This is a genomic window from Arthrobacter sp. 2RAF6 (genome assembly GCF_052115205.1).
Lineage (GTDB): Bacteria > Actinomycetota > Actinomycetes > Actinomycetales > Micrococcaceae > Arthrobacter.
Map to the genome: position 1 here is coordinate 92,699 of NZ_JBFRGF010000019.1, position 12,554 is coordinate 105,252.

At 64.1% G+C, this 12,554-nt stretch carries 13 protein-coding genes; 7 read left to right on the forward strand and 6 right to left on the reverse strand.

Annotated features, from left to right (window positions below; genetic code table 11):
• Positions 1–62 precede the first annotated feature (62 nt).
• Complete coding sequence (locus tag AB4Z38_RS14705; protein ID WP_441430391.1) at positions 63–692, forward strand: DUF4190 domain-containing protein; 630 nt, start codon at positions 63–65, stop codon at positions 690–692.
• Here the strand turns inward: AB4Z38_RS14705 and AB4Z38_RS14710 are convergent.
• The 3 genes from AB4Z38_RS14710 to AB4Z38_RS14720 are packed head-to-tail and all read right to left on the reverse strand — an operon-like array spanning position 689 to position 4,368.
• The gene (locus AB4Z38_RS14710) at positions 689–2,110 is read right to left on the reverse strand and encodes a peptide MFS transporter (RefSeq protein ID WP_441430392.1); all 1,422 of its coding nucleotides are present in this window, start codon (positions 2,108–2,110) and stop codon (positions 689–691) included. The genes AB4Z38_RS14705 and AB4Z38_RS14710 overlap by 4 nt on opposite strands.
• Before the next feature lie 58 nt (positions 2,111–2,168).
• A complete protein-coding gene (locus AB4Z38_RS14715; protein ID WP_441430393.1) occupies positions 2,169–3,626 on the reverse strand; it encodes an amidase in 1,458 nt (485 codons plus the stop codon).
• A complete protein-coding gene (locus AB4Z38_RS14720; protein ID WP_441430394.1) occupies positions 3,619–4,368 on the reverse strand; it encodes a Type 1 glutamine amidotransferase-like domain-containing protein in 750 nt (249 codons plus the stop codon). The genes AB4Z38_RS14715 and AB4Z38_RS14720 overlap by 8 nt, the downstream gene beginning before the upstream one ends.
• Before the next feature lie 80 nt (positions 4,369–4,448).
• On the opposite strand from AB4Z38_RS14720, the gene AB4Z38_RS14725 reads away from it, so the two are divergent.
• From AB4Z38_RS14725 to AB4Z38_RS14735, 3 genes are all read left to right on the forward strand, one after another.
• Entirely contained in the window at positions 4,449–4,775 is a 327-nt protein-coding gene (locus tag AB4Z38_RS14725) for a rhodanese-like domain-containing protein (RefSeq protein WP_234754882.1), read from the forward strand.
• A 27-nt stretch (positions 4,776–4,802) separates the two neighbouring features.
• Positions 4,803–5,750: a prephenate dehydratase gene (gene pheA, locus AB4Z38_RS14730; RefSeq protein WP_441430395.1), complete on the forward strand. Its 948-nt coding sequence runs from the start codon at positions 4,803–4,805 to the stop codon at positions 5,748–5,750.
• A 129-nt stretch (positions 5,751–5,879) separates the two neighbouring features.
• Positions 5,880–6,098 carry a hypothetical protein gene (locus AB4Z38_RS14735; RefSeq protein ID WP_078107002.1) on the forward strand — a complete coding sequence of 73 codons (219 nt, stop codon included), beginning with the start codon at positions 5,880–5,882 and terminating at the stop codon, positions 6,096–6,098.
• Positions 6,099–6,125: 27 nt separating this feature from the next.
• Here AB4Z38_RS14735 and AB4Z38_RS14740 read toward each other — a convergent pair whose 3' ends face one another.
• Entirely contained in the window at positions 6,126–7,172 is a 1,047-nt protein-coding gene (locus AB4Z38_RS14740; RefSeq protein WP_441430396.1) for a diacylglycerol/lipid kinase family protein, read from the reverse strand.
• A gap of 110 nt (positions 7,173–7,282) precedes the next feature.
• Between AB4Z38_RS14740 and serS the strand changes: the two genes are divergently transcribed.
• From serS to AB4Z38_RS14755, 3 genes are all read left to right on the forward strand, one after another.
• Entirely contained in the window at positions 7,283–8,563 is a 1,281-nt protein-coding gene (gene serS, locus AB4Z38_RS14745) for a serine--tRNA ligase (RefSeq protein ID WP_441430397.1), read from the forward strand.
• 79 nt (positions 8,564–8,642) lie between these two features.
• The gene (locus tag AB4Z38_RS14750) at positions 8,643–9,677 is read left to right on the forward strand and encodes a hypothetical protein (RefSeq protein ID WP_441430398.1); all 1,035 of its coding nucleotides are present in this window, start codon (positions 8,643–8,645) and stop codon (positions 9,675–9,677) included.
• A 101-nt stretch (positions 9,678–9,778) separates the two neighbouring features.
• Positions 9,779–10,627, forward strand: a complete 849-nt coding sequence (locus AB4Z38_RS14755) for an HAD family hydrolase (RefSeq protein WP_441430399.1) — start codon at positions 9,779–9,781, stop codon at positions 10,625–10,627.
• Positions 10,628–10,667: 40 nt separating this feature from the next.
• Here AB4Z38_RS14755 and AB4Z38_RS14760 read toward each other — a convergent pair whose 3' ends face one another.
• Positions 10,668–11,747, reverse strand: coding sequence for an FUSC family protein (locus AB4Z38_RS14760; RefSeq protein ID WP_441430400.1), 1,080 nt, complete (start codon positions 11,745–11,747; stop codon positions 10,668–10,670).
• 67 nt (positions 11,748–11,814) lie between these two features.
• Positions 11,815–12,414 (reverse strand): hypothetical protein, encoded by a 600-nt coding sequence (locus AB4Z38_RS14765; protein ID WP_441430401.1) that lies wholly within the window; start codon positions 12,412–12,414, stop codon positions 11,815–11,817.
• Positions 12,415–12,554: the final 140 nt, after the last annotated feature.

A 12,554-nucleotide genomic window follows, 5' to 3' on the forward strand; every position in this document is an offset into this window, starting at 1 on the left:
AGCTTATGTGCGCCTTCGCTCGGCGGTAGGCTGGGCACAAAGACTCGCAAGGGGGATTTTCCATGACCGACCAGCCAGCTAAACCCGAGAACGCTCCGGAGGGCGACGAACCGCCCAAGGGCGACGAACCGCCGTCGTACATTCGGCCCGCACCCCAACCCGGCGAAAACCCGTACGGCGAGCAGCCGTTTGCCTCGCCGGCGGCCTCTGGCCCCTACGGCCAGCCCCAGGCGCAGCAGCCGCCTTCGCAGCAGCCGCAGGAACCGTACGGCCAGCCCCAGGGCGGTCCGGCTCAATTCGGCCAGCCCGCCTACGGACAGCAGTCGGCCAGCCCCTATGGACAGCCTGCTTCGACGTATGGGCAACCTCCCCAAGGGCCGCCTGCATACGGGCAGCCAGCCAGCCCTTACGGCCAGCCCGCTTACTATGGCATGCCCGTCGAGCCCAAGGGCCTGAGTATCGCGAGTATGTGCTGCGGGATCGCTGTCTTCGTGGGCCTTGGCTTCTTCGTCCTGCCCCAAATTGCCGCCGTGATCCTCGGCCACATGGCCCTCAGGAAGGAACCGGCCGGCAAAGGCATGGCCATTGCGGGCCTTGTAATGGGGTACCTCGGAATTGTTGGCGTGATCATATTCTGGGTCTTTATCGCGATTTTTGCCGCCACCGCTTCGCGTTACAACTACAACTACTAACAACAACGACGGCGGCCGGTGCGTCTGGYGGGAAACCCACCAGACGCACGTTCGTTGTCAGGGTTGTACAGTCCGGCCAGGATTCCGGCCAGCGCGGTGCCGAGAGATACCGAGAGGAAGAAAAGGGCCACCATCTGGGTGTGGAAGGCCTTGGGGGCCAGCTTGGTGCTCACGGACAGGCCGATGGGGGACAGGAACAACTCGGCCAAGGTGAAGAGGAACAGGATTCCCACAAGCACCAGCAGCGGGGTCTTTCCTGCCCCGGTCAGGGGGATGAAGGCCAGGAATGCCAGGCCCATGACGAAGAGTCCGGCAGCGAACTTGATGGGGGATCCCGGCTGCTTCGGACCAAGTTTTGTCCACAGGGCAGCCATGACGCCTGCGAAGACGATGATGAATACAGGGTTGATGGACTGTACCCAGGCTGCCGGCATTTCCCAGCCGAAGAGGTTGCGGTCCAGTTTTTCCTCCGAGTACACAGCAATGAACGTGAACTGCTGCTGGAAGAGTGCCCAGAACGCTGCCGACGCGATGTACAGCGGAATGAACGCGACAACACGCTTGCGCTCAAACGGCGTGACCTTCTTGCTCCTGAAGATCAGCGTGAAATAGATCAGCGAGGCGACTATCGCTGCGTAAGCCATGCTGCGGGCCAGGTTGCCGGGGTTCACCACACCGGTCATGAGCAGCACTGCGATCACGACGGCGATGCCGAAGAAGATGAGCCCGTAACGGCTCCGCTGTGCGGAGGGAAGGGGGTTCGGGATGCGGTGGGCTTCTTCGGGGAGCTTGTTTCGGCCCAGTGCGTAGATGACGAGGCCGATCGCCATGCCGATTGCGGCTGCGCCGAAGCCCCAGTGGAAGCCGTTGCTTTCCTGTAGCCAGCCGGTGACGAGCGGTCCAATGAGGGCGCCGAGGTTGATACCCATGTAGAAGATCGAGAAGCCGGCGTCACGGCGTTCGTCCTTCTCCCCATAGAGGGTGCCGACCAGCGCTGTTGCGTTCGCCTTGAGGCCACCGGATCCGATGCCCACCAGCACCAAGCCCGCCACCAGGCCCGGGATCCCGGGCAGGAGGGCAAGTGCGATGTGGCCGGCCATGATCATGATGGCGGAACCGAAAAGTACCCGTTCGGAGCCGAAAAGCCGGTCCGCCAACCATGCGCCCAGGATCGTGGAGAGGTATACACCTCCGCCGTACGCGCCAACCAGTCCGGCGGCGAGCGATTTGTCGATCGAGAGTCCGCCGTGGTCCGCGGTGAAGTACATGTAGTAAAGCAGGATGCCCTGCATGCCGTAGAAGGAGAATCGTTCCCACATTTCTACGGAGAAGAGGCTGGCCAGCATCTTTGGGTGGCCGAAAAATGACGAATCGCCCACGTTTTTGGCGGGCGTCCGCGTGTCTAGAGTTGTGCTCATCTAATCCATGGTGACATTGACTGAGCGTGTTGTCACATCATTTAGATGCCTAGGGCAACTATTCGGCGGGGTGGAACGCCCGTTCTTGCTGCCGCTCAAGCTGCCTCGCGAGCCGCAGGAGCAGAAGCTCGGATCCCGGGCTTCCGATGAGCTGGATGCCCATCGGAAACCCCGTTCCAGGCGTTGGACCGGTCCAATGAACCGGCACTGTGATGGCCGGCAGTCCGCACACGTTCACCATGGAGGACCAGGGCGCAAACTCGCATTGCTTTCGGTAGTCGTCGTCCGCGTCGCCGGGCCAATCGGGGCCCGGCCACTGCCCGCCTCCGGGCATTGTCCCGGTGAACCAGCCCACGGGCCGGGGCGTCTGTGCCAGCGACGGCGTCAGGACGAGGTCCCACTGTGCGTACTGGGCGACGGTGTCGTGGGTGAACTGCCGCAGGAAGCCGAGCGCTTCGTTGACCTTGCCCGCGCTCCGCTGTTGCGCCCGACGCCGGAAGGTCCGGGTCAGCGGGGTCAGCAAGGCTTCGCGCTGGGGCAGGATACGGGCGCTCCCGACGCCGGCGGTCCATGCGGTGGTGAACGCTTCCGGATAGCGATTGTCGTAGCGGATCTCGGCGTCGAGCACTGAATGGCCCGCTTCCGTCAGCAGTTCGATGCCCTTGGCGAGGGCATCCAGGGCCTCCCGCTCCGGGGCGAAGGGGAAGGCGGTGGACCACGGGCTGTCCAGGCTCGCGCCGATGCGCAAGGCAACGGGCGCTTCCTCGAGACCCGCGAGGTAGCCCCGCTCCGGCCGGATTCCCTGCGGGACGAGGGCATCCATCATGAGCGCGGCGTCGGCTGCGGAGCGCGCCAAGGGCCCGGCCACCACGAGGCGTGCCGCGTCCCCGACGCTTTCCCCGGCCGGCACCAAGCCCCGGCCCGGCTTCAGCCCCAGCAGGCCACATGCAGCAGCTGGAATACGTATTGACCCGCCGCCGTCGCTCCCGGGCGCGAAGGGAACCAGGCCCGCGGCAACCGCGGCAGCGCTCCCTCCCGAAGACCCGCCGGAACTGCGGCTCAATGCGTGTGGATTGCGCGACGGCGGTGCGATGCGGTTTTCGCTGTAGGCCGTGAGTCCGAATTCCGGAACCTGAGTCTTGCCCAGTGAGATGGCACCCGCGCCTTTAAGCGTTGCGGCAAGGGCTCCGTCTTCCGGGGCGGGCTTACGGTCGAGGGCTCCACTGCCGTGAGTGGTCACGACTCCCGCAACATCGGTGAGGTCCTTGAAAGCCAGCGGCACGCCGTGCAGGAGGGGAAGCTCCGGGCCGCCGCTGCGCCGGCGAACGTACGCTGCGTCGGCGGCCCGGGCGTCGAGCACGGCCTGCTCCGCCGTGACCGTGACAAAGGCGCCCAGCGTATGGTTCAGCCGTCCGATCCTCGCGAGGAAGTGTTCCGCCACCTCAGTTGCGGAGAGCTGACCCGTGGCCAGGGCCTTGCGCAATTCGACCGCGCCGAGGTCGTGGATGTCAGCCAAGGAAGCGGGACTCCAAGCGCTCCTCCACGGCGACGGCAACGGCGTCGGCCGAATCGCCGGGTGCCGCGGTGACGCGATAAGCAGCCTTGCCCTTGACTTCGGCAACCACGTCAACGAGCTCCGTGCCTCGGTAAACCAGCCCGACGCCGTCGTCGGTGCAGTGCGTTTCGCCAAGCACGCCCTCTGCCACCAACCGGTGGACCAGCGGGCGGCGGCCCGGTTCGGAGTCATAGTGGACACCGTTGGCGTAGGGGAGGAAGCCCAGCCCGTTGGTCACTGCGCGCAATTCAGGGCCATAGGAATCCGTGGTGCCGCCCTGGAACCAACAAATAGAGCCCGCGGACACTCCGGCCAGCACCACACCCTGTTCCCAGACGCGGCTCAAAATGCCATCGAGCCCGTGCGCACGCCATACGGCCAGAAGATTGACCACGGAGCCGCCGTTGACCCACACCACGTCCTGTTCCAAAAGGTAGGCCTCTGGATCGCCGTAATTGGGCATCGTGAAAAGGTTGAGGTGGCTGAAATCGAATCCCGAAACCCGTGCGGCTTGGTCCAATTCCGCGGCGAACCAACGCTGGTCTCCGGAGGCCGTGCCAATATGCGCCACTCGCGGCGCGCGTCCGCTCACCCCTGAGAGTTCGACGGCGTGGTGAACCAGGAGGTCGAACTCCATCCTGCTGCGATGGCCGGACTTATAGCCGCCGGAGGTTGCCAGGATTGTGGGCTCGCCAGCAGCCATGGTGCCTCCTGCCTTGTGTGGTCGCGGTCCCTGCAACGGTAGGCTTGATTGGAGATCTGAATCAACTGGAAGGGACTCACGTGAGCGATTTCGAGACCGTGCCTGTCGGCGACGTTCCGGCGGACGCGAAAATCTTGGATGTCCGGGAGGATTACGAATGGGTAGCGGGCCACGCCGAGGGTGCATTGCATATTCCCCTTGACCAGATCCCGGCCCGGCTTGACGAACTTGACCCCGACGATGACCTTTATGTCATCTGTCGTACGGGTGGGCGGTCCTATCGGGCAGTTCAGTGGCTGGTGGGGCAGGGCTACACCGCCACCAACATCGCAGGAGGCATGGACATGTGGTTCGAGTCCGGCCGCCCGATGGTTTCGGAGAACGGCCTCAAGCCGGTTGTCCTCTAGTCACGTATAACACCTAAGGAATATTCAATGTCCGCATCCGCGCTCACCTACACCTTCCTGGGTCCGGAAGGCACCTTCACCGAGGCTGCCCTCCTGCAGGTCCCCGGCGCGGCCGATGCCAACAGGGTGCCTTGCACCAACGTGAACACGGCTTTGGAGAGGGTTCGCCAAGGCGAGGCGGATGCGGCCATGGTGCCGATCGAGAACTCGGTGGAAGGCGGTGTGACCGCCACCCTGGATGCTATTGCCACCGGAACCGAACTACGGATCATCCGTGAAGCCCTCGTTCCCATCACGTTCGTGCTGGTTGCCCGGCCCGGCGTTAAGATCTCGGACATCCGCCGGATATCCACCCATGGCCATGCCTGGGCCCAGTGCCGGCTGTGGGTCGACGAAAATATCCCGAATGCGGAATACGTGCCGGGCTCCTCCACGGCGGCAGCGGCCGTCGGGCTTCTTGAAGGCGAGGCGCACTATGACGCCGCCATCTGCGCCCCCCTTGTCGCGGCCGAGCGGCCGGGCTTGGATATCCTTGCAGAGAACATCGGCGACAACCCCGGCGCAGTTACCCGCTTCGTCCTGGTCAGCCGTCCCGGTGCACTGACTGAACGCACAGGCGCGGACAAGACGAGCGTCGTCGTGCCCCTTCCCGAAGACCGCCCCGGCGCCCTGATGGAAATCCTGGACCAGTTTGCCACCCGCGGAGTCAACCTCAGCCGCATCGAATCCCGGCCCACCGGCCAGTATCTGGGGCACTACTTCTTCAGTATCGACGCCGACGGCCATGCCTCGGACGCCCGGGTAGCCGATGCCCTGGCGGGCCTGCACCGGATCAGCCCGGCCACCCGCTTCCTGGGGTCCTATGCACGAGCGGACGAGCAGAAGGCCTTGGTTGCGCCGCATACTTCCGACGCCGCGTTCGCATCCGCGCATGCCTGGGTTCGGGGCATTCTGGGTGGGGAACCGGGCGCTTGACCGGCCCGAATCCGCTTCGCAAAGCGTTGGATAATTGACTCTTCAACCCCTATCGCGGGGATAAAACTGTGCGTATGCTTGCTTGATCCACAATTGATGGACGCATGCCCCTAACGGAGGGAGCGGGCCATGTCAGGAAATAGCAATGACACCAGCGGCCAGGGAATGATCGTCAACCCCAAGCCCAAGGCGGACAACCAGGACTGGGACGGCGACGACGCCGACCGGGCTGATCGGCTGCGCTTTGAGGAAGAACAGGCCATGATTCGCGAGCAATCTGAAGCGCGCGCGGCCGCCAAAGCATTGGCAGAACACAAAGCAACTGAAGCGGCGAAGAACGCCAAATAGCGCGTGCCGCTATTTCGCGCGCACGGCTTATTGCACGCGCACGAGGAGGGAACGCGGCTCCACCTTGACTGTGACTTTTGTGGCTTCGCCCGAGGGATCACCGTCAAGTTGCGTGGCCATCGGTTCGCTGCTGCTGATGACCACCTTGCCCGAACGGTAGTAATTCATGACCGGCAGGTTCCGGTTGTGCTTGAACAAGATCTTGGCGTACACCGCGATCCAGCCGATGGCGCTGCGCGGGCTCATGACCACAACGTCCAGGACGCCGTCGTCGATCATCGCCCCGGGGATGAAGTCGATGCCGCCTGGAATCAGGCCGCAGTTGGCGAACAAGACGCTTCGGATTTTCCGGGATTGCTCGGGCGCGTCGTCCATGGCAATGGTGACCCTTTTGCGCCGGCCGGGCAGGTGGCGGACGCCCGCCTCGGTGTAGGCCAGCCAGCCGACCGCCTTCTTGAGGCCGTCGTTGGTATCGCCCACAACCTCGGCATCCAGGCCCATGCCGGCGATCACCAGGAAAGCATGCTCGGAAGAGACGCCTGTCCGCTCGTTGTGGATCGCCATTCGGGCGGTGTCGATGTAGCGCTGGTGGCCGAAGAGCGCTGTGTGGACGTTGCCGCGGAGATCGTTGACATCCAGATTCACGTTTCGCGCCAGCAGGTTTCCGGTTCCCAGGGGAATCAAGCCCATCGCGACGTCGGTGTGTGCGAGGGTCTCTGCCACCACGCGCACCGTACCGTCGCCGCCGCCCACGAGTACGACGTCGGGCTTATACGCGAGTGCCGCCTTGGTCTGCGAATGGCCTGGGTCCTCCGCGGTGGTGTCGAAGAAACGGGGTTCGTCCCAGCCCGCAAGATGGCAGGCTTCCCGGATGATCCTCCGCGCGTCATCGGCCTTCGCCTTCACCGGGTTGAGGATCACGGCCACCCTTTGCAAGCCGGCTTCGGGCTTGTGTGCGTCTTCGCGCACAGCGCTGCGGGTATGCCTGGCCCTGAGTCGGCGCACGCCCCACCAACTGGAGACGGCGAAGACCACGCCCCCAGCCAGAATCACGTACAGGATCCAGTTGCTCATGGTGCTTCAACCCTATCCCGCTGCAGGTGCGGCCGCGCACGGCGGCAGGGGTGCCTGCCGCCGTGGGGCACTGGCCGCGGAGCAGCGCGCTCATTCGATACTCTTGTCTGGTGATCGACGTAAAAGACCTCAGCGAAAACCCGGACAAGTTCCGTGCCAGCCAGCGCGCCCGCGGCGCCGACGAGTCCGTGGTGGACGCGATCATCTCCGCCGATGCAGACCGCCGCGCGGCACTGATCCGCTACGAGAACCTCCGTGCGGAACAGAACGTCTTCGGCAAGAAGGTGGCACAGGCCAAGGGCGAGGAAAAGCAGGCGCTGCTGGCCGAGGTCAAGGAACTGGCCAACTCGGTCAAGGCTGCCTCCGCCGAAGCCGACGCCGCCCAGGCCAAGCAGGAAGAGCTGCTCCGTGTCATCCCCAACCTGATTGTGGACGGCGTGCCCGAGGGTGGCGAGGACGACTTCGTAGTGGTCAAGACGGTCGGCACACCACGCGAATTCCCTGATTTCGAGCCACGGGACCACCTGGAAATCGGCGAACTCATCGGCGCGATCGACATGGAACGCGGCGCCAAGGTGTCCGGTGCGCGCTTCTACTTCCTCCGCGGCGTCGGTGCCCGCCTGGAGATGGCATTGCTGCAGATGGCCATGGACCAAGCCATCGAGGCCGGCTTCGTGCCGATGATCACCCCCACTTTGGTGCGTCCGGAGACCATGCAGGGCACCGGTTTCGATGTAAAGCACGACGCCGAGATCTACCGTCTCGCCGAAGACGACCTTTACCTCGTGGGAACCTCGGAAGTGGCCCTCGCCGGCTACCACGCGGACGAGATCCTGGATCTTTCCGCCGGGCCGATCCGCTACGCAGGGCAGAGTTCCTGCTACCGCCGCGAAGCAGGTTCACACGGCAAGGACACCCGCGGCATCATCCGCGTCCACCAGTTCAACAAGGTGGAGATGTTCATCTACACCACGGTTGAAGAGGCCGCTGCCGAGCACGAGCGCCTCCTGGCTTGGGAAGAGGAAATGCTGGCCAAGGTCGAGCTCCCGTACCGCGTGATCGACACTGCGGCGGGCGATCTCGGCATGTCCGCCGCCCGGAAGTTCGACTGCGAAGCCTGGGTCCCCACCCAGAACGCGTACCGCGAGCTCACCTCGACGTCCAACTGCACCACCTTCCAGGCCCGTCGGCTCAACATCCGCGAGCGTGCGGTCAATGAGGACGGCGTAGCGAAGGGCACCCGCGCCGTCGCCACCCTGAACGGTACGCTGGCCACCACCCGCTGGATCGTGGCCATCCTGGAGCATCACCAGAACCCGGACGGCTCGGTCAACGTCCCCAAGGCACTCCAGAAGTACATTGGCGGACTTGAGGTCCTGCCCGTTCTGTAGCCCTTTGTAGCGGACTGGTCCTCCACAGCCTCGCTTGTCCACATAGAGCCAAAGCACGGCTGACGCCGCGGAACGATCCATGGATAGTAATTCCATGGACATCCCTCCGCAGCTCATTGTCTCCGCCGAGCGGCTGGCTCTCACCGGCTCCACGGCTGTGATTCACCGGCCGTTCAGGGCAGGACGCCTCGTCCGGTTAAGGCGCGGGTACTACGTGAAAACTTCCACCTGGGTGGAAGCGACGCCTGCCCAGAGGTTCGAGTGGTCTGCAGCGGCGGTGGGTCTGGCATTCGACCGGCCCGTCTTTTGCGGTGAGTCCGCAGCTGTCGTGCTCGGCGTCCCGACACTTCGCCCCCCGGAGTTCGTCGATCTGGCCACTTCCTCGGAGCGGATCACCGGACGGCGGCCAGCAACGTTTGTGGTCCACGGAAACAGCGCGCTTGCCGAAAGAGCCCGGAATGCAGGCAACCATCCCATGCGCTACGTTCTTCGCCGCGACGCGCAGGCCGTGGTTTCCGGCCAGTTTTCGTGCACAAGTCCGGTGCAGACGGCCATCGATGTCATGTGTACCTCGTCCTTCAGCCGCGCGCTGGTTGTGGCTGACGGAATCGCACGAATGCTGTGGGAACAAGGTCTGCTAGGGCAGGATGCCTGCTTGGTCGAACACCCTGGGATCGCCTTGGCACTGGACGGGATTGTGGCTGATGCCACCAAGCACCGGGCACTCCGCATCGCGAGCTTGGCCCGCACGAAGGCCGAATCAGCCGGCGAGTCGTTCAGCAGGGCTGTCATCGAACTGCTGGGCTTTGAGCAACCGCTCCAACAGCACACGATTGTTGACAACGGCCAGTTCATTGCCAGAACCGATTTCTGGTGGCCGGAGCAATCGATCGCGGGCGAATTCGATGGCAAGCAAAAGTACGCGGACGAGGACACTCGGGGGGATTGGAGTGCGGACGAGGTCGTTTATCGGGAGAAGCTACGTGAGGACAGCATCCGTGCCTTGGGGTTCACCATGGTCAGGTGGAACTGGACGGATCTGGAGCAGCCAGGCCGTCTCCGGCAGAAGCTCCTGCGTGCCGGAGTGCGGCCTCGCGCCAGGGCCTCAAGTTAACATTCACACTGTGGACAAACATGGGAGTATTCACCGCGTGTTAATCAGTTGCTGTGTCCTGCGTCCTAGCTGGTGTCGGTGAGGTCTGCTTCACTGGAGGCATGACTATTTTGACTGGTAGCTCAGTGGCTGGCATCGATGACCAGCGGAATTTGAATCACAAACTCATGATCGCGTTGGACGTCGACGGAACCCTCGTGGATCACGATGGCCACATGTCGCCAAGTGTCCGCGACGCCGCAAGGGCAGTCGTCGCCCACGGCCACGACGTCCTGATCGCCACCGGCCGCTCGTTGAACGCCACCTTGCCCATCATTGAGCAGATCGGACTGGAACGCGGTTATGCCGTGTGCTGCAACGGTGGCGTCACGTTGCAGCTCGACCCCCGGCTGGACGCGGGCTACGAGATCATTCACAAGGCCACTTTTGATCCCGCCCCGGCGCTGATGGCTCTTCGCGAGCAGCTTCCGTCTGCCAAGTACGCGCTCGAGGACGAGGACGGGAACTTCCTCTCGACAGAGCGGTTCCAGGACGCCAGCTTCGGCGTCGAGGCAATCGGCGTCGACTTCCAGACCATGCTCGATGCCACTGCGGTGCGTGTCGTGGTGTTCAGCAGCGAGAACACGGCCGAAGAATTTTCCACAGCCATCCGCAAGATCGGGCTGTCCGGGGTCACCTATTCAGTGGGCTGGACGGCCTGGCTGGATATCGCCGCCGCCGGGGTCACCAAGGCCAGCGCCTTGGAGCAGTTGCGCCAGCGGCTCGGCACCCACCCCCGCCACACGGTTGCTGTGGGGGACGGCCGCAATGACATCGAGATGCTCAGCTGGGCCGGGTGCGGTGTCGCTATGGGCCAGGCACCTGAGGAAGTCATCGCCGTCGCGGATGAGGTCACAGCTTCGGTGTACGACGACGGCGCGGCCCTCATCCTGCGTCGGCTGGTGTACTAGCCCCGCCGGGCGGGGCCAGCCGGCGGACGCTCACGGCAGCTCAGGCGTCGGAGACCACGGTGATCATACGGCGCAGGCTCATGGCAACCGACGCGGTGGCGTTCACGGGCGCTTGGCCGGCGGCCGCCTCCGTGACGGTTTCACTTAGTGTTGCCACGCTATCCCGGGCCTCGTCCAGGGCATTCTTGAAATCCTCGGCGTCCCCATGCCTCCATTGCCGGATCATTTCCGCAACGTCTTCCAGCGCCTCAGCCAAATTTGGCGGGACACCCTCCGGAATGACCGTTCCCGCGTCCTCTTCCCAGATGACGCTCGCCAGGACGTCAGTGACGTCCTGGACGTGAAAGGTGAGCCGTTCCACCGTGCGCAAACCGGCGAGGTCACCCGGCAGGCGCCTGGCTCGACGTCGAGACCGCGGGTTCGCTTTGGCACTCAACTTCGCCGCCTGGACGGCCGTCCGCACCGCGGTCGCGGTGCGTGCGAGCTCGCCGCTTCGGCTTGCCCAATCCTCATGGTTCGGCGGCCAGGATTCCGTCATGGCGCTGGCCATGTCCCTGAGTTGCCTGGACAGTGCCCGTTGGTGTCCGTCGATGGCGGGATCGATGCCTTCAAGATGCAGGGGAGGGAAGACCAGCCAGTTCACCGCGAAACCGACCGCGACCCCCATAGCCATTTGGAGGACGTACGCGAAAGAGAATCCCTGCGCATTCGAGTAACCCAGGACCAATACGAACAACGCCGCCATCGGAACCCATTCGGAGGCGCTTCCAAGCCTTGGCAGGCCGCCGATAGCCACGCCCAGGCCGACGACGACGGCCACCGCCAGTGCGTTCGGGGTGGTGACAGTGGTCACTGCGAAGGCCATGGCAATGCCTAATCCGAGTCCCAGCAGGCTTTGCAGCCCGTGCTTGGCGGAAGCCGCAACGGTGGGGTGCATGCTGACCAAGACGCCCAAGGGCGCGTAATACGGATAGGAGGCGGCTGTCCCAGGCATAAGCGGCGCGAGGTACCAAGCCATCCCGGCCGCGACGGCCGTCTTTGCGGCAAACAGGAGTCGGTGGCCCGTGACGGCCTGCCTGAGAGCGGGAAGAAGCCGCCCAAGCTTTGGCTTGGAGATCATGGACTCAAGGTAGGCCGGGAGGAATGGGCGTGTCGAGGACTATATGGCTGAAGGCGTGCCGACGCCGTCAGTAAACCTCGAGGATCAACTGCAGCAAGCGGGCTGCGGCCGGCCTGGCGGCGTGCTCCTCCACCCATTGGGCGCGGGCCAGGGCCTTACTCACGGCTTGGGTGCTGATTCCCAGTTCCTGGGCCACGGCTTTCTGTTGTCCACGTACGCCCGGTGTCAGCAGGTCCAGGACGCGCCACTCAGCGACGCTCCGATGCTGCACAATGTGCCCCAGGAGCCGCAGTACTGCCTCCGATTCGGCAGCGAGGGCAGCGAGCGGCCCCTCGACGGCCACAGGAACCCGCTCTTTGCCATTCCGCAAGCGGTCAACGGCGCGGCGTGCGTAGACCAGGCCGTGTCCGGAGGCGTCTTTGATTTGCTTGGGCAGGGGTTCGTTGATGGGGCCGACGCCGATTCCCACGTACCACTGTCCGCTCCGCAGGGCGATGAGCGCTGAATCCACGGCCTGATGCGGTAATTCCACGATGCCCTGGACTTCGTCCTCCACGGAGCGGTCAAAGTCCAAGCACGCCGGGATGTGGCGCAGGTCTTTGAGCAGCTGCGGTACGAGGTCTCCGTTGCCGCGGCTGTCCCGTTGGTTGATGGTCAGGGTGAACATGGTGGATCAAACATTACCGGCAGGTAGCGGACTTTCAAGCGGTTAATCCAGAGCCAATTGCTCGTTACGACGCCGGGTGCCCGGCGATTGTGAGCCGATCCGTTACGCGTCGGGGACCTACGCATTAACGACGGCGGCGG

What these genes read in the sequence shown, in the direction of transcription:
- AB4Z38_RS14705 (WP_441430391.1), top strand. Translation starts at nt 63, where the DNA reads ATGACCGACCAGCCAGCTAAACCCGAGAACGCTCCGGAGGGCGACGAA.
- AB4Z38_RS14720 (WP_441430394.1), bottom strand. Translation starts at nt 4,368, where the DNA reads ATGGCTGCTGGCGAGCCCACAATCCTGGCAACCTCCGGCGGCTATAAG.
- pheA (WP_441430395.1), top strand. Translation starts at nt 4,803, where the DNA reads ATGTCCGCATCCGCGCTCACCTACACCTTCCTGGGTCCGGAAGGCACC.
- AB4Z38_RS14735 (WP_078107002.1), top strand. Translation starts at nt 5,880, where the DNA reads ATGTCAGGAAATAGCAATGACACCAGCGGCCAGGGAATGATCGTCAAC.
- AB4Z38_RS14740 (WP_441430396.1), bottom strand. Translation starts at nt 7,172, where the DNA reads ATGAGCAACTGGATCCTGTACGTGATTCTGGCTGGGGGCGTGGTCTTC.
- AB4Z38_RS14750 (WP_441430398.1), top strand. Translation starts at nt 8,643, where the DNA reads ATGGATAGTAATTCCATGGACATCCCTCCGCAGCTCATTGTCTCCGCC.
- AB4Z38_RS14755 (WP_441430399.1), top strand. Translation starts at nt 9,779, where the DNA reads ATGACTATTTTGACTGGTAGCTCAGTGGCTGGCATCGATGACCAGCGG.
- AB4Z38_RS14760 (WP_441430400.1), bottom strand. Translation starts at nt 11,747, where the DNA reads ATGATCTCCAAGCCAAAGCTTGGGCGGCTTCTTCCCGCTCTCAGGCAG.
- AB4Z38_RS14765 (WP_441430401.1), bottom strand. Translation starts at nt 12,414, where the DNA reads ATGTTCACCCTGACCATCAACCAACGGGACAGCCGCGGCAACGGAGAC.